Below are 17515 nucleotides of genomic sequence, written 5' to 3'. Positions count from 1 at the left end.
CCTAACGCCGGGTTGCGACAGCCCTCCGCGCGCGTGTCAGGCGCTGCCCTGCCGTCGGCGCGCGCTGCGCCGGGCGGCCAGCACCTCGACCAGGTGGCGGTTGCCGGGACGGGCGGCGCCGGCCCGGTCGCTGGCGAGCTTCTTGCGCAGCCCGCCCGTGCTCGACAGCCGCACGGTGGCCACCGTGGCCAGGCCCAGGCGTGCCAGGAACCGGTTGTTCTCGCGGCTGCCGTCGGTGAAGGCCGTGACCTGGGCGACATCCTTCTCCTCCGCCCACGAGACCGCCGCCTCCATCAGGGCGTGGGCGTGGCCGTGGCGCCGGCAGTCGGGCCGCACCAGCAGGTAGCTGGTGTGCACCGCGGTCTCGAGCGACAGCGGGGAGATGGTGCCGCGCTGGAGGTGCAGGGCGGCGACGATCTCCTCACCCTCCTCCGCGACGAGCAGGCGCTCGTCGGGGTTGGCGGCGAGGTTGGCCAGCGCCCGGGCCGCGTCGACCACTGCCTGCTCCCCCGTCTCGGTCGCCGGGGCCACGCTCGACCAGAGCAGCAGCAGGGCGGTCGCGTCGTCGGGCTCGGCCTCACGCACGGAAGGCGCCTGGCGCACCGGGGCCTCCTCGGCGGTGACGGGCCGCCATGACGGTCAGGGCGGTGGTGAGGGAGAGTTGGGGGGCGCAACGCTGTAGTTGCAGGATCAAGGAGATCGATTGTTCCCGGGGATCGGCACCGTCGTCAACGTGGCCACCGTGCTGGTGGGCACCACGATCGGGGCCCTCGCGGGCGACCGCCTTCCCGAGCGTACGCGCACCGTCGTGACCGACGGCCTCGGGCTGGTGACGCTGCTGATCGCCGCCTCCTCGGCGCTGGCCGTCGGCGACCCCGCCCTCGCGGAGGCGGTCGGTGACAGCGCCCCGGTGCTGGTCGTTCTCGGTGCCGTGCTCCTGGGCGGCATCGTGGGCTCGCTGCTGCGCCTCGAGGACCGGCTCGAGCACCTCGGCGTCGTCCTCCAGCGCCGCCTCACCCGTGCGCCGGCCCCCGACATCGCCCCCGACACCGCCCCCGACACCGCAGCAGGCACCGGGGCCGACGCGGCGCGCGCCCGCTTCGTGCAGGGCTTCGTGGTCGCCTCGCTGGTCTTCTGCGTCGGCCCGCTGACCATCCTCGGCTCGATCGAGGAGGGCCTCGGCGGCGGCGCCGAGCAGCTGCTGCTGAAGTCGGCGCTCGACGGCTTCGCCTCGATCGCGTTCGCCGCGGCGTTCGGCTGGGGCGTGGCCGCCTCGGTGCTCGCCCTGGTGGTGGTGCAGGGCGGGCTCACACTGGTCGGCGCGGCACTGGGCGACGTCGTCCCCGACGCCCACCTCGCGGCCCTGACCGCCACGGGCGGTCTGCTGCTCGTCGGCGTCGCGATGCGGCTGCTCGACCTGAAGCAGGTGAAGGTAGCCGACCTGCTGCCCGCGCTGGTGGTCGCGCCGCTGCTGGTCTGGTTGACCTCCGCCCTGTAGGTAACGCTCTGGCAACGGGGGCGCTCGGGCGGGCGGCAACGGCGGTCGCGCTCTGTATTGTCCAGCACCGGACTGACCGGCAGACCCCGGTTCGGTGTCGAACGGAGGAACATTGCACTCCCCACGATCTCGACCCCTCAGGCACCTCCTCGGGGTGGTCGGGGCGCTGCTCGTCACGGCGCTCGCCGTGCTCGCCCCCCTGACCGCGCACGCCGCGTCGCCCGCGACACCCGCGTCGGTGGCGCCGGTGGCGGCCGCCGCCGGGCAGGCCTGCCAGTACCCGGAGAAGGACGAGTCCGACGACTCCATCCATATCCGGGGCTGCCTGCGCGACACCCGCGAGGACCCGCCCGCCCCCGTGCCGGGCGTGACGGTCACCGTCACCGAGGTCGGCGGCGCCGAGGTCGACTCGGTCGAGACCGACGAGTCCGGCGTCTTCGACATCGCCATCCCCGGCGACCCGATCAGCGCCCTCGGCAAGGAGTTCACCGTCGCCATCGACGAGGACTCGCTGCCCGACGGCGCCGCGCTCCGCAACCCCGAGCAGGTCGAGCTGACCGTCAGCATCTCGACCGACCAGGACCAGACCGTCACCTTCCCCATCGGTGACCCGCTGCCCGGCCAGGGCAGCGTCGGCGTCCGGGCGCTGCAGCTGGCCGTCGGCGGCCTCGTCTTCTCGGCGCTGCTCGCGATGGCTGCTCTGGGCCTGTCGATGATCTTCGGCACCACGGGGCTGACCAACTTCGCCCACGGCGAGCTGATCACCTTCGGGGCCCTGGTCGCCTTCGCCGTCGACCGGCTGCCGGGCCAGATCTCGATCGGCGGCGCCAACATCACCGTGGTCGTCGCCGTGGTCGTCGCGTTCCTGGTGTCCGGGGCCTTCGGCTGGCTCAACGACGCGGCGCTGTGGCGTCCGCTGCGCAGCCGCGGCACGGGCGTCATCGCCATGATGATCGTCAGCATCGGTCTGTCGATCTTCCTGCGGAACCTCTACCAGTACTTCGCCGGCGCGCAGAGCCGCAACTACTCGCAGTACGCCAGCGTCACGCCGTGGGAGATCGGGCCCGTGCTCGTGACGCCCAAGGAGCTGATCGTCTTCGTGGTGGCGATGCTGACGCTCGTGGGCGCGACGGCGTTCCTGCGCTACACCCGCGTCGGCAAGGCGACCCGCGCGGTCTCCGACAACCCGGCGCTCTCGAGCGCGACCGGCATCAACGTCGAGCGCGTCATCAACCTGGTCTGGATCGGTGGGGCCGCGCTGGCGGGCCTGTCCGGCGCCCTGCTCGGCCTGACGCAGGGCTTCGACTACCAGATCGGCTTCAAGATCCTGCTGCTCGTGTTCGCCGCGGTCGTCCTCGGCGGTCTCGGCACCATCTGGGGCGCCATCCTCGGCGCCTTCATCATCGGGCTCTTCACCGAGCTGACCACGCTGGTGATCCCGGCGGAGTTCAAGTTCGTCGGTGCCCTGCTGGTGCTCATCGTGGTCCTGCTGTTCCGTCCGCAGGGCCTCCTCGGCAAGGCTCAGCGGATCGGCTGAGGGAGAGAGACACATGGACTTCTTGAGCCTGCTCGGCAGCGCGATCCAGCAAGCCCTCGGGCCGACGGCGATCATCTACTGCCTCGCCGCCATCGGCCTCAACGTGCACTTCGGCTACACCGGACTGCTCAACTTCGGCCAGGCCGGCTTCATGATGGTCGCCGGCTACTCCGTCGCCGGAGCCGTCACGATCTTCTCCACCTCGCTGTGGGCAGGCGTCGTGGTCGGCATCATCCTGGCCGTCCTGCTGGCACTGCTGCTCGGCGTCCCGACGCTGCGGCTGCGAGCCGACTACCTCGCCATCGTCACCATCGCGGCGGCCGAGGTGATCCGGCAGACCGTGAGCGCGGCGACGTTCTCCGGCACCTTCGGCGGCCAGGACGGCCTGACCGACTTCATCCGCGGCTTCCGCCAGGCCAACCCGTACTCCGACGGCATCGGCATCCCCGGCATGTTCCGCTGGGACGCCTACACGCTGTGGGTGATGACCGTCGGCTGGCTGATGGTCGCCGTCAGCTGCGTCATAGTCTGGCTGCTGATGCGCAGCCCGTGGGGCCGCGTGCTGAAGTCGATCCGCGAGGACGAGGACGCCGTGCGATCGCTCGGCAAGAACGTCTACGCCTACAAGATGCAGTCGCTCGTCATCGGTGGTGTCTTCGGTGCGCTCGCAGGCTTCGCCGTCGCGCTGCGCTCCGCGGCGGTCGGCCCGTCGTTCTTCGCCACCGACGTCACCTTCTTCGCCTACACCGTGCTCCTCATCGGTGGTGCGGCCCGGGTGCTCGGCCCGGTCGCGGGCGCGGTCATCTTCTGGTTCCTGATCAGCCTGCTGGGCGGCTTCTTCTCCCAGGCGACGTCGGGCACCGACCCCTTGATCCCGAACGCGATCATGGACCCCAACCAGGCGAGCCTGATGCGCTTCATCTTCCTCGGCCTGGGACTGATGCTGCTGATGATCTTCCGACCCCAGGGAATCTTCGGCGACCGGAGGGAGCTGGCCATCGATGCCCGCTGAGACAGGTACCGGCACCACCCAGGCCGCGCGCGCGGCGCTCAAGGACGTCGAGCACGAGCCGGGCGCGTCCAAGCCCGACCCGATCCTCGTCGCCCACGGCATCAAGCGGCAGTTCGGCGGCCTCACCGCCGTCGACGTCGAGCACGTCGAGGTGCAGCGCGGCGTCATCACCGCCCTGATCGGCCCCAACGGCGCCGGCAAGACCACCTTCTTCAACCTGCTGACCGGCTTCGACCGGCCCAACGAGGGGACCTGGTCGTTCAACGGCCGCGACCTCAACAAGGTGGCGGCGTACAAGATCGCCCGGCGCGGCATGGTGCGCACCTTCCAGCTGACCAAGGTGCTCTCGCGCCTGACCGTCATCGAGAACATGCGCGTCGGCGCCACCGGCCAGAAGGGCGAGGGCCTGTTCTCGGCCATGTTCCGACCGCTGTGGGCGAGGCAGGAGGCCGCCAACACCGAGCGCGCCGACGACCTGCTCGAGCGCTTCCTGCTGCACAAGAAGCGCGAGGACTTCGCTGGCTCTCTGTCCGGCGGCCAGCGCAAGCTGCTCGAGATGGCGCGCGCGCTGATGGCCGACCCGGAGCTCGTCATGCTCGACGAGCCGATGGCCGGCGTGAACCCTGCGCTCAAGCAGTCGCTGCTCGGCCACGTGAAGTCGCTGCGCGACGAGGGTCGCTCGGTGCTCTTCGTCGAGCACGACATGGACATGGTCCGCGACATCTCCGACTGGGTCATCGTCATGGCGCAGGGCAAGGTCGTCGCGGAGGGCCCGCCCGACGCGGTGATGAGCGACCAGCGCGTCATCGACGCCTACCTCGGCTCGCACCACGACCAGGACCTCAGCGAGGACGTCGAGGACCGCATCCGGGCCGAGGCCCAGGCCGAGATCGAGGCCGAGCACACCGAGGAGACCCCGTGACCGAGGCACCCGCCGTCGACCGCAGCGCCCACGTCGAGGCCGCCGAGGGCGCCGTGCTGCGCGCCGACGAGCTGATCGCCGGCTACCTGCCGGGCGTCAACATCCTCAACGGCGCCGACCTCTACTGCAAGGAGGGCGAGCTCGTCGGCATCATCGGCCCCAACGGCGCCGGCAAGTCGACGCTGCTCAAGGCGCTCTTCGGCCTGGTCAAGGTCAAGACCGGCTCGGTGACGCTCAAGGGCGAGGACATCACCAACCAGCGTGCCGACGCCCTGGTGACCAAGGGGATCGGCTTCGTGCCGCAGACCAACAACGTCTTCCCCTCCCTCACCATCCAGGAGAACCTCGAGATGGGTGCCTACCAGCGACCCTCGTCGTTCAAGGAGCGCTTCGAGTTCGTCGGCAGCCTGTTCCCCGCCCTGCACGACCGCCGCGCGCAGCGCGCCGGGTCGCTCTCGGGCGGTGAGCGGCAGATGGTCGCGATGGGCCGCGCGCTGATGATGAACCCCTCGGTGCTGCTGCTCGACGAGCCCTCCGCCGGCCTGTCGCCGGTCATGCAGGACGAGGTCTTCGTGCAGACCCGCCACATCAACCGCGCCGGCGTCTCCGTGGTCATGGTCGAGCAGAACGCCAAGCGCTGCCTGCAGATCTGCGACCGCGGCTACGTGCTCGACCAGGGCCGCAACGCCTACACCGGCACCGGCCAGGGCCTCGCCAACGACCCCAAGGTCATCGAGCTCTACCTCGGCACGCTCGGCCAGGAGTAGTCACCCGCTCCACGACGCCGACAGCCCCCGTCCCACCCGGACGGGGGCTCTCGTCGTCCCCGGCCCCACCACCGCTGCCCCCGCCGCCGCTGCCCCCGCCGCCGCTGCCTCTGCACGACGAAGCCCCCCGGCCCACGTGGGGCCGGGGGGCTCGTCTCAGCAGGGCTGCGAGCGGGTGCTCGACTCAGTCGGTGGTGCCGGAGACCGTGTCGATCTGCTCGTAGGTGTTGCCCTTCTTGTACTCGTTGATGCCGATCGTGCCGGCGGCGGGGCTGCCGGTGTCGTTCATGTCGGTCGGACCGGAGGCACCCTGGTAGTCGATGTCCTCGCCGTCCTCGAGCAGCTGGGCGCACTCACCGTACTCGGTGCACTCGGTGCCGTCCTTGGTGACGTTGATGATCTCCGAGCCGACGGCCTCGCCGTTGTCGTTGCCAGCCGCGACGGCCGCCAGCGCGCTGATGATGACGGCGTCGTAGGACTGCGGGCCGTAGCTGAAGTCCTTGAGCTTGGGGTCGATCTCCAGCAGGCGGTCGGTGAAGCCGGGGTCGGGGTCGGCCGCGACGGGCACCGTGCCCTTGACACCGCTCAGGTCGAAGTTCTCGTCGGAGTAGTCCGCGAGGTTGCCGTCGACGAAGTAGATCTGGATGTCCTGGGGACCGATCCCCTTGGAGATCAGCTGCGGGACGATCTTGGTGGTCTCCTCGAAGCCCACCAGGATCAGCGCGTCGGGACTCGTGGCCGCGATCTGGTTGACCTCGGCGGTGAAGTTCTGCGCGTCGGCGGAGTAGAGCACCTTGTCGGCGACGGTCGCGCCGCCCTCCTCGAGGGACGACTCGGCCTGGTTCGCGAGACCCTCGCCGTAGAAGTCCTGGCGGGCCATGATCGCGACGTTGCTGAAGCCGTCCTCGATCGCGGTCTGCGCCAGCACCTTGCCCTGGAGGGCGTCGGAGGGGGCGGTGCGGAAGTAGAGCCCGTTGTCCTCGTAGGTGTCGAAGCCCGCCGCGGTGTTGGCCGGGGAGAAGTGGACGGTGCCGTTGCCGGTGATCTTGTCGATGACGCTGACCGAGACGCCCGAGGCCGCGGCGCCGACGATGACGTCGACGTTCTTGGCGAAGAGCTCGTCGACCGAGGCGCTCGCGATGTCGGGGGTGCCGTCGCCGGAGTCGGACTTGACGCCCACGACGTCCTGGCCGAGCACGCCGCCGGCCTCGTTGATGTCCTGGATCGCGAGGTCGACGCCGGCGAACTCCGGCGGGCCGAGGAAGGCGAGGTCACCGGTCTGCGGCAGCAGCGATCCGACGGTCAGGGTGCCGTCACCCTGCTCGAAGTCGCTGCTCGCCGACTCCGACGCACCGGCGTCGGGGCTGTCGGAGCCACCGTCGCCGCTGCCGCCCGAGCCGCAGGCGGACAGGACGAGCAGCGCCGTGGCGAGCGGGGCTCCCAGGCGGATGGCACGGGATGTGCGGGTCATGTGGCCTCCGGGCTCACTAGGTCGGTCCGGACGACGTCCGGGCAAGTGTTCTGCGGGACGCAAGTTATCCGCTGCACGACCGTCGCCGGGAGCACGAGATGGTCACGACTCGCGTCGTTGCCGATTCGTGACCTACGACTCAGCTCCCGCGGAGGGCGGGACCGTGCTCGACGACCCCCTCGGCCACCTGTCGCATGCTCAGCCGCAGGTCCATCGCGGTCTTCTGGATCCAGCGGAACGCCTCCGGCTCGCTGACGCCGAGCTGCTCCTGCAGCACGCTCTTGGCCCGGTCGAGCGCCTTGCGCGTCTCGAGCCGGTCCTGGAGGTCGGCGACCTCCGCCTCCAGCTGCGTGACCTCGGCAAACCGGCTCACGGCCATCTCGATGGCGGGCACCAGGTCGTCGCGCGAGAACGGCTTGACGAGGTACGCCATCGCCCCGGCGTCGCGCGCACGCTCGACCAGGTCGCGCTGCGAGAAGGCCGTCAGCATGACCACCGGCGCCAGCCGGTCGCGTGCGATCCGCTCGGCCGCCGCGATGCCGTCGAGGCGCGGCATGCGCACGTCCATCAGCACGAGGTCGGGTCGCTCGGACTGGACCAGCTCGACCGCGCGCTCGCCGTCGGCGGCCTCGCCGACCACCTCGTAGCCCAGCTCGCCCAGCATCTCGACCAGGTCGAGACGGATCAGGCCCTCGTCGTCGGCGACGACGACACGGCGCACGGGCGAGCCAGACGACGCAGGGGGGACGGTCACGGGGAGCAGCGTAGTGGGCGTGGGATAGCGTGTCCGCCGCCCTGCCAGCAGCGCCCGTGGCCCCGGTATCCCAACGGCAGAGGAAGCGGTCTCAAACACCGTCCAGTGTGGGTTCGAGTCCCACCCGGGGCACTCGTGCCGCGCCCCCGACGACGTCGGCTCAGCGGCGGTAGGCGGGCGCCGTCTCGTTGATGGCGTCGCCCATGCGGTGCACGCGCAGCGCGTTGGTGGAGCCGGGGATGCCGGGCGGGCTGCCGGCGATGATGACGACGAGGTCGCCCTCGGTGACGCGGCCGATGGCGAGCAGCTGTTCGTCGACCTGGCGCACCATCTCGTCGGTGTGCTCGACCGCCGCGGTCTGGAAGGTCTCCACCCCCCACGTGAGCGAGAGCTGCGAGCGCACCTGCGACTCGGGGGTGAAGGCCAGCACCGGGACCGGCCCGCGGTAGCGCGAGAGCCGCTTGGCGGAGTCGCCGCTCTGGGTGAAGGCGACGAGGTACTTCGCGCCCACGCGCTCGGCGACCTCGGCCGCGGCCTTGGCGATGACACCGCCCTTGGTGCGCGGCTGCCAGTCGATCGCGGCCATGCTGTGCAGCGCGTGGTCCTCGGTGGAGCTGATGATGCGGGCCATCGTCAGCACGGCCTCGACGGGGTACTCCCCCACGCTGGTCTCGCCCGAGAGCATCACCGCGTCGGCGCCGTCGAGCACGGCGTTGGCGACGTCGGAGGCCTCGGCACGGGTCGGGGCCGGCGCGCTGATCATCGACTCGAGCATCTGGGTGGCGACGATGACGGGCTTGGCGTTGCGCCGCGCCTTCTCCACCACGCGCTTCTGCAGGAACGGCACGTCCTCGAGCGGGCACTCCACGCCGAGGTCGCCGCGCGCGACCATGAAGCCGTCGAAGGCCTTGACGACCTCGTCGAGGTTGTCGATGGCCTGCGGCTTCTCGATCTTGGCGATGACGGGCACGAGGATGTCCTCCTCGCGCATCACGTCGCGCACGTCCTCGGCGTCACGGGCGTTGCGGACGAAGGACAGCGCGACGAAGTCGACGCCGAGGTGCAGCCCCCAGCGCAGGTCGGCGATGTCCTTCTCCGACATCGCCGGCACGCTCACCGGCACGCCGGGCAGGTTGATGCCCTTGTGGTTGCTGATGCGCCCACCGACGACCACGACGGTGTGCACGTCCTGGCCGTCGACCTCGCTGACGCGGAGCCGGACCTTGCCGTCGTCGATGAGGATCTGGTCGCCCGGGCCCACGTCGCCGGGCAGACCGGCGTACGTCGTGCCTGCGACCTCGTTGTCGCCCGGGACCTCGCGGGTGGTGATGGTGAACGCCTGGCCCGCGTGGATCCGGGCCGAGCCCTCGCGGAAGGTCGCGAGGCGGATCTTCGGCCCCTGGAGGTCGACGAAGATGCCGACGCCGTGCCCCGACTCGTCGGAGGCCTGCCGCACGTTGCGGTAGACATCCTCGTGGTCGGCGTGGTCGCCGTGGGAGAGGTTCATCCGGGCGACGTCCATGCCGGCGGCGACGAGCTCTCGCACCTGCTCGAGGCTGGAGGTGGCTGGGCCGAGGGTGCAGACGATCTTGGCTCTACGCACCCCCCGACCCTAGCGCTTCGGGGTTTGATCGATCCAAACCGTACGGCGACCGCCGGGTGAACGACGTCAGGCGGTGAGCGGGCGCTCCGTCGGCGGGATCGGCGCCGGCAGGGTGGTCGAGCCGCTGAGGAAGGTGTCGACCGCGGCGGCCGCGGCGCGCCCCTCGGCGATCGCCCACACGATCAGCGACTGCCCCCGGCCCACGTCACCCGCGGCGAAGACACCCTCGACGGAGGTCTGGTAGCCCTGGTCGCGCGCGACGTTGCCGCGCGGGTCGAGGTCGACACCGAGCTGCTCGACGAGCCCCGGCTTCTCCGGACCGACGAAGCCCATCGCGAAGAGCACCAGCTGAGCCGGGATCTCCTGCTCGGTGCCCGGCACCTCCTCGAGCTTGCCGTCGACGAAGCGCACCTCGACCAGCTGCAGGGCCCGCACGCGGCCCTCGTCGTCGCCGAGGAACTGCTTGGTGGAGACCGAGTAGACCCGCTCGCCGCCCTCCTCGTGCGCCGACGCGACGCGGTAGAGCATCGGGTACGTCGGCCACGGCTGGTTGGCGGGGCGGTCGTCGCCCGGCTTGCCCATGATCTCGAGCTGGGTGATCGACCGGGCGCCCTGGCGGATGGCGGTGCCGAGGCAGTCGGCACCGGTGTCGCCACCGCCGATGATGACCACGTCGAGGCCGTCGGCACGGACCTGGTCGTCGACCTGCTCGCCGACCGAGACCCGGTTGGACTGCGGCAGGTAGTCCATCGCCTGGTGGATGCCGGCGAGCTCACGCCCCGGTACGTCGAGGTCGCGCGCCGCGGTCGCGCCCATCGCGAGCACGACGGCGTCGTAGCGCTCGCGCAGCTGGTCGCCGGTCAGGGTCTCCCCCACCGCGACGCCGGCCCGGAAGACCGTGCCCTCGCGACGCATCTGGTCGAGCCGCCGGTCGAGGACCTGCTTCTCCATCTTGAACTCGGGGATGCCGTAGCGCAGCAGCCCGCCGATCTTGTCGGCACGCTCGTAGACCGCGACCGTGTGACCCGCACGCGTCAGCTGCTGGGCGGCGGCGAGACCGGCCGGACCCGAGCCGACGACCGCGACGGTGCGGCCGGTGAGCCACTCCGGCGGCTGCGGACGCACTGCGCCGGACTCCCAGGCGCGGTCGATGATCGAGACCTCGACGTTCTTGATCGTCACCGGGTCCTGGTTGATCCCGAGCACGCAGGCGGTCTCGCACGGCGCCGGGCACAGCCGCCCGGTGAACTCCGGGAAGTTGTTGGTCGCGTGCAGCCGCTCGATCGCGGCGTCCCAGTCCTCGCGGTAGACGAGGTCGTTCCACTCGGGGATGAGGTTGCCCAGCGGGCAGCCCTGGTGGCAGAACGGGATGCCGCAGTCCATGCAGCGCGAGGCCTGGGTGCGGATGATCGGCAGCAGGGCGCGCCCGGGCCCACCCGGGTAGACCTCGTTCCAGTCCTGCTTGCGCTCCTCGACCGGGCGCCGGTCGGCGACCTCGCGGCCGTGCTTGAGGAACCCCTTCGGATCAGCCACGGTGACCTCCCTCGTGGTCGGTGCGGTGCGTCAGCGACTCAGCCATGGAGGGCCTCCATCATCTTGTTCGCCACCTCGCGGTCGTCGAGCCCGTCGGCCTCGGCCTTGGCCTTGGCGTCCATCACGACGCGGTAGTCACGCGGGATGATCTCGGTGAAGCGGGTCAGCGAGGTCTCCCAGTCGGCCAGCAGCTCGGTGGCCACGACCGACCCGGTCTCCTCGGCGTGGGCCCGGACCAGCGCGTGCAGCTCCTCGGCGGCCTCGTCGGTGACGGGACCGAGCTCGACGAGCTCCTTGTTGACGCGGAAGTCCTTCAGGTCGAGCACCCAGGCGACACCGCCGCTCATGCCGGCGGCGAAGTTGCGCCCGGTCTTGCCGAGCACGACCACGCGGCCGCCGGTCATGTACTCGCAGCCGTGGTCGCCCACGCCCTCGGTGACCAGGTGCGCGCCGGAGTTGCGCACGGCGCACCGCTCGCCGACCCCGCCGCGCACGAAGATCTCGCCCGACGTGGCGCCGTACGCCAGCGTGTTGCCGGCGATGATGTGCTCGTTGGCCGCGAACGTCGCGTCGCGATCGGGCCGCACCACGAGCCGGCCGCCCGAGAGCCCCTTGCCGACGTAGTCGTTGGCGTCGCCCTCGAGGCGCAGCGTGACGCCGCGCGGCACGAAGGCGCCGAACGACTGGCCGGCGGAGCCGGTGAAGGTCGTGTCGATCGTGCCCTCGGGCAGGCCCTCGGCGCGGTGCCGCTTGGTGACCTCGTGACCGAGCATCGTGCCGACGGTGCGGTTGACGTTGCGGATCGTCAGCTGGGCGCGCACCGGCTCGCCGCGCTCGAGGGCGGGCTCGCTGAGGGCGATCAGCTCGTTGTCGAGCGCCTTGTCGAGGCCGTGGTCCTGGCCGCGGACCTGGCGCCGCGCGGAGTCCTCGTGCAGCTCGGGCACGTGGAAGACCGGCGCGATGTCGAGGCCGGCCGCCTTCCAGTGGTCGACCGCCTCGGTGGCGTCGAGGACGTCGGCGTGGCCGATCGCCTCGTCGAGGGTGCGGAAGCCGAGCTCGGCGAGCAGCTCGCGCACCTCCTCGGCGATGTAGGTGAAGAAGTTGACGACGTACTCGGCCTTGCCGGAGTAGCGCTCGCGCAGCACGGGGTTCTGGGTGGCGACGCCGACCGGACAGGTGTCGAGGTGGCAGACCCGCATCATGATGCAGCCCGAGACCACCAGCGGCGCGGTCGAGAAGCCGTACTCCTCGGCGCCGAGGAGCGCCGCCACGACGACGTCGCGGCCGGTCTTGAGCTGGCCGTCGGTCTGCACGACGATCCGGTCGCGCAGGCCGTTGAGCAGCAGGGTCTGCTGCGTCTCGGCCAGGCCGAGCTCCCACGGCCCGCCCGCGTGCTTGAGCGACGTCAGCGGCGAGGCACCGGTGCCGCCGTCGTGGCCCGAGATGAGCACCACGTCGGCGTGCGCCTTGGAGACGCCGGCCGCGACCGTGCCGACCCCGACCTCGGCGACGAGCTTGACGTGCACGCGCGCCGACGGGTTGGCGTTCTTGAGGTCGTGGATCAGCTGGGCGAGGTCCTCGATCGAGTAGATGTCGTGGTGCGGCGGGGGGCTGATCAGGCCCACGCCGGGCGTGGAGTGCCGGGTCTTGGCCACCCACGGGTAGACCTTGTGCCCGGGCAGCTGGCCGCCCTCGCCGGGCTTGGCACCCTGCGCCATCTTGATCTGGATGTCGTCGGCGTTGGTGAGGTACTCCGACGTCACCCCGAAGCGGCCCGAGGCGACCTGCTTGATCGCGCTGCGGCGCTCGGGGTCGTAGAGCCGGTCGGCGTCCTCGCCGCCCTCGCCGGTGTTGGACTTCGCGCCGAGGCGGTTCATCGCGATCGCGAGCGTCTCGTGCGCCTCGCCCGAGATCGACCCGTAGGACATCGCACCGGTGGAGAAGCGCTTGACGATCGACTCCACGGGCTCGACCTCGGAGACGTCGATCGGCTCGCGGCCGGTCACCGAGGCGTCCTTGAACCGGAACAGGCCGCGCAGCGTCATCAGCCGCTCGGACTGCTCGTTGACCCGCGAGGTGTACTGCTTGAACACCTCGTACTTGCCGGCGCGGGTGGCGTGCTGCAGCCGGAAGACGGTCTCGGGGTCGAACAGGTGCGGCTCGCCCTCGCGGCGCCACTGGTACTCGCCGCCCACCTCGAGCGAGCGGTGCGCCGGGGCGATGCCGCCGACGGGGTACGCCGTGCGGTGCCGGCGGGCGACCTCCTCGGCCACCACGTCGAGCCCGATGCCGCCCAGCTTGGAGGTGGTGCCGGTGAAGTAGGCGTCGACGAGCTCCTGCGAGAGCCCGAGCGCCTCGAAGATCTGGGCACCCGTGTAGGAGGCGACGGTGCTGACGCCCATCTTCGACATCACCTTGAGCACGCCCTTGCCCAGGCTCTTGACCAGGTTGGCCACGGCCTTCTCGGGCTCGGCGGTGACGTAGTAGCCGTCACGGGCGAGGTCCTCGACGGACTCCATCGCGAGGTAGGGGTTGACCGCGGCCGCGCCGTAGCCGACGAGCAGCGCGACGTGGTGCACCTCGCGCACGTCGCCGGCCTCGACCACCAGGCCGACCTGGGTGCGCGTCTTCTCGCGCACCAGGTGGTGGTGCACCGCCGCGGTGAGCAGCAGCGACGGGATCGGCGCCTTGGTGGCGTCGGAGTGGCGGTCGGAGAGCACGATGACGCGGGCGCCGTCGGCGATGGCGGCGCTGACCTCGGAGCAGATCTCGGCCAGCCGGGCCTCCAGCGCCTCGCCGCCGCCCTCGACGTCGTACAGTCCGCGCGAGACGTGGGCGATGAAGCCCGGCATGTCGCCGTCGCGGTTGATGTGGCGGATCTTGACCAGCTCGTCGTTGGTGATGACCGGGAAGGGCAGCACCACCTGGCGGCACGAGGCCGGCGAGGGCGCGAGCAGGTTGGACTCCGGCCCGATCGCGCCGCTCAGGCTGGTGACCAGCTCCTCGCGGATCGCGTCGAGCGGCGGGTTGGTCACCTGCGCGAAGAGCTGGACGAAGTAGTCGAAGAGCAACCGCGGCCGGCTCGAGAGCACCGCGACCGGGGTGTCGGTGCCCATGGAGCCGATCGGCTCGGCGCCGGTGTTGGCCATCGGGGTCAGCAGGACACGCAGCTCCTCCTCGGTGTAGCCGAAGATCTGCTGACGCCGCGTGACCGAGGCGTGGGAGTGGATGACGTGCTCGCGGTCGGGCAGGTCGGGCAGGTCGATGAGGCCGGCGTGCAGCCACTCGTCGTACGGGTGCTCGGCGGCGAGGCCGGACTTGATCTCCTCGTCCTCGACGATGCGGTGCTCGTCGGTGTCGACCAGGAACATCCGGCCCGGCTGCAGCCGACCCTTGCGCACGATCTTGTCGGGGGCGATGTCGAGCACGCCGACCTCGCTGGCGAGCACGACGAGGCCGTCGTCGGTGACCCAGTAGCGCGAAGGACGCAGGCCGTTGCGGTCGAGCACGGCGCCGACCTGGGTGCCGTCGGTGAACACGACGCAGGCGGGGCCGTCCCACGGCTCCATCAGCGAGGAGTGGAAGCGGTAGAAGGCCCGCCGGGCGGGGTCCATCTCGGTGTGGTTCTCCCAGGCCTCCGGGATCATCATCAGCACCGAGTGCGGCAGGCTGCGCCCGCCGAGGTGCAGCAGCTCGAGCACCTCGTCGAAGGACGCCGAGTCGCTCGCGCCCGGGGTGCAGATCGGGAACAGCCGGTCGAGGTCGCCCGGGATGAGGTCGGAGGCCAGCAGCGCCTCCCGCGCCCGCATCCAGTTGCGGTTGCCCATGACGGTGTTGATCTCGCCGTTGTGGGCGATGAACCGGAACGGGTGCGACAGCGGCCAGCTCGGGAAGGTGTTGGTCGAGAACCGCGAGTGCACGACCGCGATCGCCGACTCGACGCGCTCGTCGACGAGGTCGGGGAAGACGTGGTCGAGCTGGTCGGTGGTGAGCATGCCCTTGTAGGCGATGGTGCGGCTCGACAGCGACGGGAAGTAGACGTCGGTCTCGCGCTCGGCGCGCTTGCGCAGGCAGAAGGCCAGTCGCTCGAGGCCCATGCCCAGGAGGCGGGTGCCGGTGGCGGAGACGAAGAGCTGGCTGAAGCTCGGCATGCAGTCGACCGCGGTGCGGCCCAGCGAGCTCGGGTCGGTGGGCAGCTCGCGCCAGCCCACGACGGTGAGGCCCTCCTCGGCGGCGATCTCCTCGATGCGGGTGCGCGTCTTCGCGACCGCGTCGGCGTCGCCGGGCAGGAACGCGGTGCCGACGGCGTAGGACCCGCGCTGCGGGAGCTCGAAGCCGGCCTCGGCGCAGACCTCGCGCAGGAACCGGTCGGGAACCTGCATCAGGATGCCCGCGCCGTCGCCCGAGTTGGCCTCGGCGCCCGCGGCGCCCCGGTGCTCGAGGTTGCGCAACGCGGTCAGCGCCTGCGCGACGATCGCGTGGCTCGGCTCGCCGGACATGGTCGCGACGAAGGCGACGCCACAGGCGTCGTGCTCGTGCTGACCGTCGTAGAGCCCCTGGGGCGCCGGTGCGGAAGACATAGGTGAGGCCGTCACGCGCGCTCCTCCCAACGTGGTTCGTGCACACGACGAGGAGCGGGTTCCCGGTGCCGGACCCGAGATGGTGCCGGGGCTCCGGACGCCTCGTCGACGCGTGCGGCGGTGTTGTACGCATGCTGGTGCTGGGACGACGTTGGCCCGTGCCGGGTCAGCCTATCCCAGGCACGGGGGTCGCCCGTCCTGCCGGCCACCGGGGCCCGACCGCGGGACGGGGCCGGTGTGTCGCCGGTCACGCCCGCTTTACATCCCGCGGTCGGATGTCAAACTGGTCCTTCGCCCACCAGCCCGGGAGACCACCGTGAAGATCCTGCTCGACACCTCGGCCTGCACCTCCATCGGCATGTGCGAGTCGCTCGCGCCCGATGTCTTCGAGCTCGACGACGACGGCTACCTGCAGATCCACGAGGAGTCCCCCGACGAGTCCCGCCGCGCCGAGATCGTCGCGGCCTGCGAGGCCTGCCCCAACTCCGCGCTCACCGTCGAGGGCTGAGGTGACCGGGCGCCACCTCGTCATCGTCGGGGCCTCGCTGGCCGGGCTCCGCGCCGTCGAGGGCGCCCGCCGCGCCGGGCACGACGGCCCGGTCACCCTCGTCGGCGCCGAGCCGCACCTGCCCTACGACCGGCCGCCGCTGTCCAAGCAGCTGCTGGCCCCCGACGGCGACCCCGGGACGGCGCTGCGCCCCTACCGTGACGAGGCCGCGCTGGCCGAGCTCGGGGTGACGCTCCGGCTCGGCTCCCCCGCCACCGGCGTCGACCTCGCCGCGCGCACGGTGCGCGTCGGGGACGACGACGCGCCGTACGACGACCTCGTCGTCGCCACCGGCGCGCACGCCCGCACCCTCGACCTCGAGGGTGCCGACGCCCCCGGCGTCGTGGTGCTGCGCACCCGTGACGACGCGGTCGCGGTGCGCTCGGCGCTCGACGAGGGCGAGCGCGTCGTCGTGGTCGGGGCCGGCTTCGTCGGCCTCGAGGTCGCGAGCGCGGTGCGGGCCCGCGGCGCCGAGGTCGTCGTGCTCGAGGCCTCCCCCCGGCCGCTCGCGCGGTCGGTGGGACCGGAGGCGGCCGAGCTGCTCGTGGCCCTGACGCGTGACAGCGGCGTCGACCTGCGCACCGGTGTCACCGTGAGCGGGTTCGCCACCCGCGGCGGCCGCGTGAGCGGCGTACAGCTGGACGACGGGACGGTCGTCGACGCCGGCCTCGTGGTCGTCGGCGTCGGGGCGGCCCCGGCGACCGGCTGGCTCGAGGGCAGCGGGCTCGCGCTCGACGACGGCGTCGTCGTCGACCCCACCCTGCGCACCAGCGACCCCCGCGTGTGGGCCGCCGGCGACGTCGCCCGGGTGCGCGACGCCGACGGCACCCGTCGCGTCGAGCACTGGACCAACGCCCACGAGCAGGGACTGCTGGTCGGCGCCAACGTGGTCGCGGCCGCTCGCGAGGAGCCGCTGCGCGACCACGTCACCGTCCCCTACGTCTGGTCCGACGTGCACGACGCCAAGGTGCAGCTGCTCGGCACCGCCCGCGACGCCGACCGCACCGAGGTGCTCGGCGCCGCCGACGGCCCCTGGCTGGTGCTCTACGGACGCGGCGACGCCCTGACGGGCGTCCTGGGCCGCGACGTGGCCGGCCGGGTGATGAAGTTCCGGCCCCTGCTCGTGCGGGGCGCGGGGTTCGACGAGGCGCTGGAGCAGGCCCGCAGCAAGCCCCTGCCGACCCGCTGAGGCGCCGCCCCTTCGTGGCTCGCTCCGCTCGCACCTCAGGGAGCGGAGGAGCTCTGGGCGCGACGACCGCTCCATGAGGCGTCACGAAGGGCGCCTCGGAGC

General features: G+C 71.6%; 13 protein-coding genes and 1 tRNA gene. 8 read left to right on the top strand and 6 right to left on the bottom strand.

All coding sequences use genetic code 11. The features are described from left to right. Nucleotides 1-36: 36 nt before the first annotated feature. Entirely contained in the window at nt 37-603 is a 567-nt protein-coding gene (locus ACYU8I_RS14815; protein WP_460842207.1) for a GNAT family N-acetyltransferase, read from the bottom strand. Nucleotides 604-703: 100 nt separating this feature from the next. On the opposite strand from ACYU8I_RS14815, the gene ACYU8I_RS14810 reads away from it, so the two are divergent. The 5 genes from ACYU8I_RS14810 to ACYU8I_RS14790 all read left to right on the top strand — a co-directional run bounded on the left by ACYU8I_RS14810 (nt 704) and on the right by ACYU8I_RS14790 (nt 5736). Beyond that, a complete protein-coding gene (locus ACYU8I_RS14810; protein ID WP_460842205.1) occupies nt 704-1498 on the top strand; it encodes a DUF554 domain-containing protein in 795 nt (264 codons plus the stop codon). Between the two features lie 154 nt (nt 1499-1652). After that, entirely contained in the window at nt 1653-3035 is a 1383-nt protein-coding gene (locus ACYU8I_RS14805) for a branched-chain amino acid ABC transporter permease (protein ID WP_460842203.1), read from the top strand. Between the two features lie 13 nt (nt 3036-3048). Then, on the top strand, nt 3049-4047 hold the full coding sequence (locus ACYU8I_RS14800) for a branched-chain amino acid ABC transporter permease (RefSeq protein ID WP_460842201.1): 999 nt from the start codon (nt 3049-3051) through the stop codon (nt 4045-4047). Next, nucleotides 4037-4969 carry an ABC transporter ATP-binding protein gene (locus ACYU8I_RS14795; RefSeq protein WP_460842199.1) on the top strand — a complete coding sequence of 311 codons (933 nt, stop codon included), beginning with the start codon at nt 4037-4039 and terminating at the stop codon, nt 4967-4969. The genes ACYU8I_RS14800 and ACYU8I_RS14795 overlap by 11 nt, the downstream gene beginning before the upstream one ends. Beyond that, complete coding sequence (locus ACYU8I_RS14790) at nt 4966-5736, top strand: ABC transporter ATP-binding protein (RefSeq protein WP_460842197.1); 771 nt, start codon at nt 4966-4968, stop codon at nt 5734-5736. Before ACYU8I_RS14795 ends, ACYU8I_RS14790 begins: the two co-directional genes overlap by 4 nt. Before the next feature lie 184 nt (nt 5737-5920). Here the strand turns inward: ACYU8I_RS14790 and ACYU8I_RS14785 are convergent, their stop codons facing one another. Together ACYU8I_RS14785 and ACYU8I_RS14780 are read right to left on the bottom strand one after the other, a co-directional pair. Further along, nucleotides 5921-7207: an ABC transporter substrate-binding protein gene (locus ACYU8I_RS14785; protein ID WP_460842195.1), complete on the bottom strand. Its 1287-nt coding sequence runs from the start codon at nt 7205-7207 to the stop codon at nt 5921-5923. A gap of 139 nt (nt 7208-7346) precedes the next feature. After that, nucleotides 7347-7961, bottom strand: coding sequence for an ANTAR domain-containing response regulator (locus ACYU8I_RS14780; RefSeq protein WP_460842192.1), 615 nt, complete (start codon nt 7959-7961; stop codon nt 7347-7349). 59 nt (nt 7962-8020) lie between these two features. On the opposite strand from ACYU8I_RS14780, the gene ACYU8I_RS14775 reads away from it, so the two are divergent. Further along, nucleotides 8021-8093 (top strand) — tRNA-Leu (locus tag ACYU8I_RS14775). A 28-nt stretch (nt 8094-8121) separates the two neighbouring features. On the opposite strand, the gene pyk is transcribed toward ACYU8I_RS14775, so the two are convergent. The 3 genes from pyk to gltB form a co-directional block, all read right to left on the bottom strand. Further along, nucleotides 8122-9564 (bottom strand): pyruvate kinase, encoded by a 1443-nt coding sequence (gene pyk, locus ACYU8I_RS14770; protein ID WP_460842190.1) that lies wholly within the window; start codon nt 9562-9564, stop codon nt 8122-8124. Between the two features lie 66 nt (nt 9565-9630). Further along, nucleotides 9631-11097 (bottom strand): glutamate synthase subunit beta, encoded by a 1467-nt coding sequence (locus ACYU8I_RS14765; RefSeq protein ID WP_460842188.1) that lies wholly within the window; start codon nt 11095-11097, stop codon nt 9631-9633. A gap of 38 nt (nt 11098-11135) precedes the next feature. After that, nucleotides 11136-15677, bottom strand: a complete 4542-nt coding sequence (gene gltB, locus ACYU8I_RS14760; RefSeq protein WP_460842281.1) for a glutamate synthase large subunit — start codon at nt 15675-15677, stop codon at nt 11136-11138. A gap of 316 nt (nt 15678-15993) precedes the next feature. On the opposite strand from gltB, the gene ACYU8I_RS14755 reads away from it, so the two are divergent. Together ACYU8I_RS14755 and ACYU8I_RS14750 are read left to right on the top strand one after the other, a co-directional pair. Next, nucleotides 15994-16185 (top strand): ferredoxin, encoded by a 192-nt coding sequence (locus tag ACYU8I_RS14755; protein ID WP_460842184.1) that lies wholly within the window; start codon nt 15994-15996, stop codon nt 16183-16185. Nucleotide 16186: 1 nt separating this feature from the next. Beyond that, a complete protein-coding gene (locus tag ACYU8I_RS14750; RefSeq protein ID WP_460842182.1) occupies nt 16187-17413 on the top strand; it encodes an NAD(P)/FAD-dependent oxidoreductase in 1227 nt (408 codons plus the stop codon). Nucleotides 17414-17515 lie beyond the last annotated feature (102 nt).

Source organism: Nocardioides marmoraquaticus, from assembly GCF_054777915.1.
Note: the sequence above shows the minus strand (reverse complement) of the source record. Positions and strands in the feature narration are given on the sequence as shown.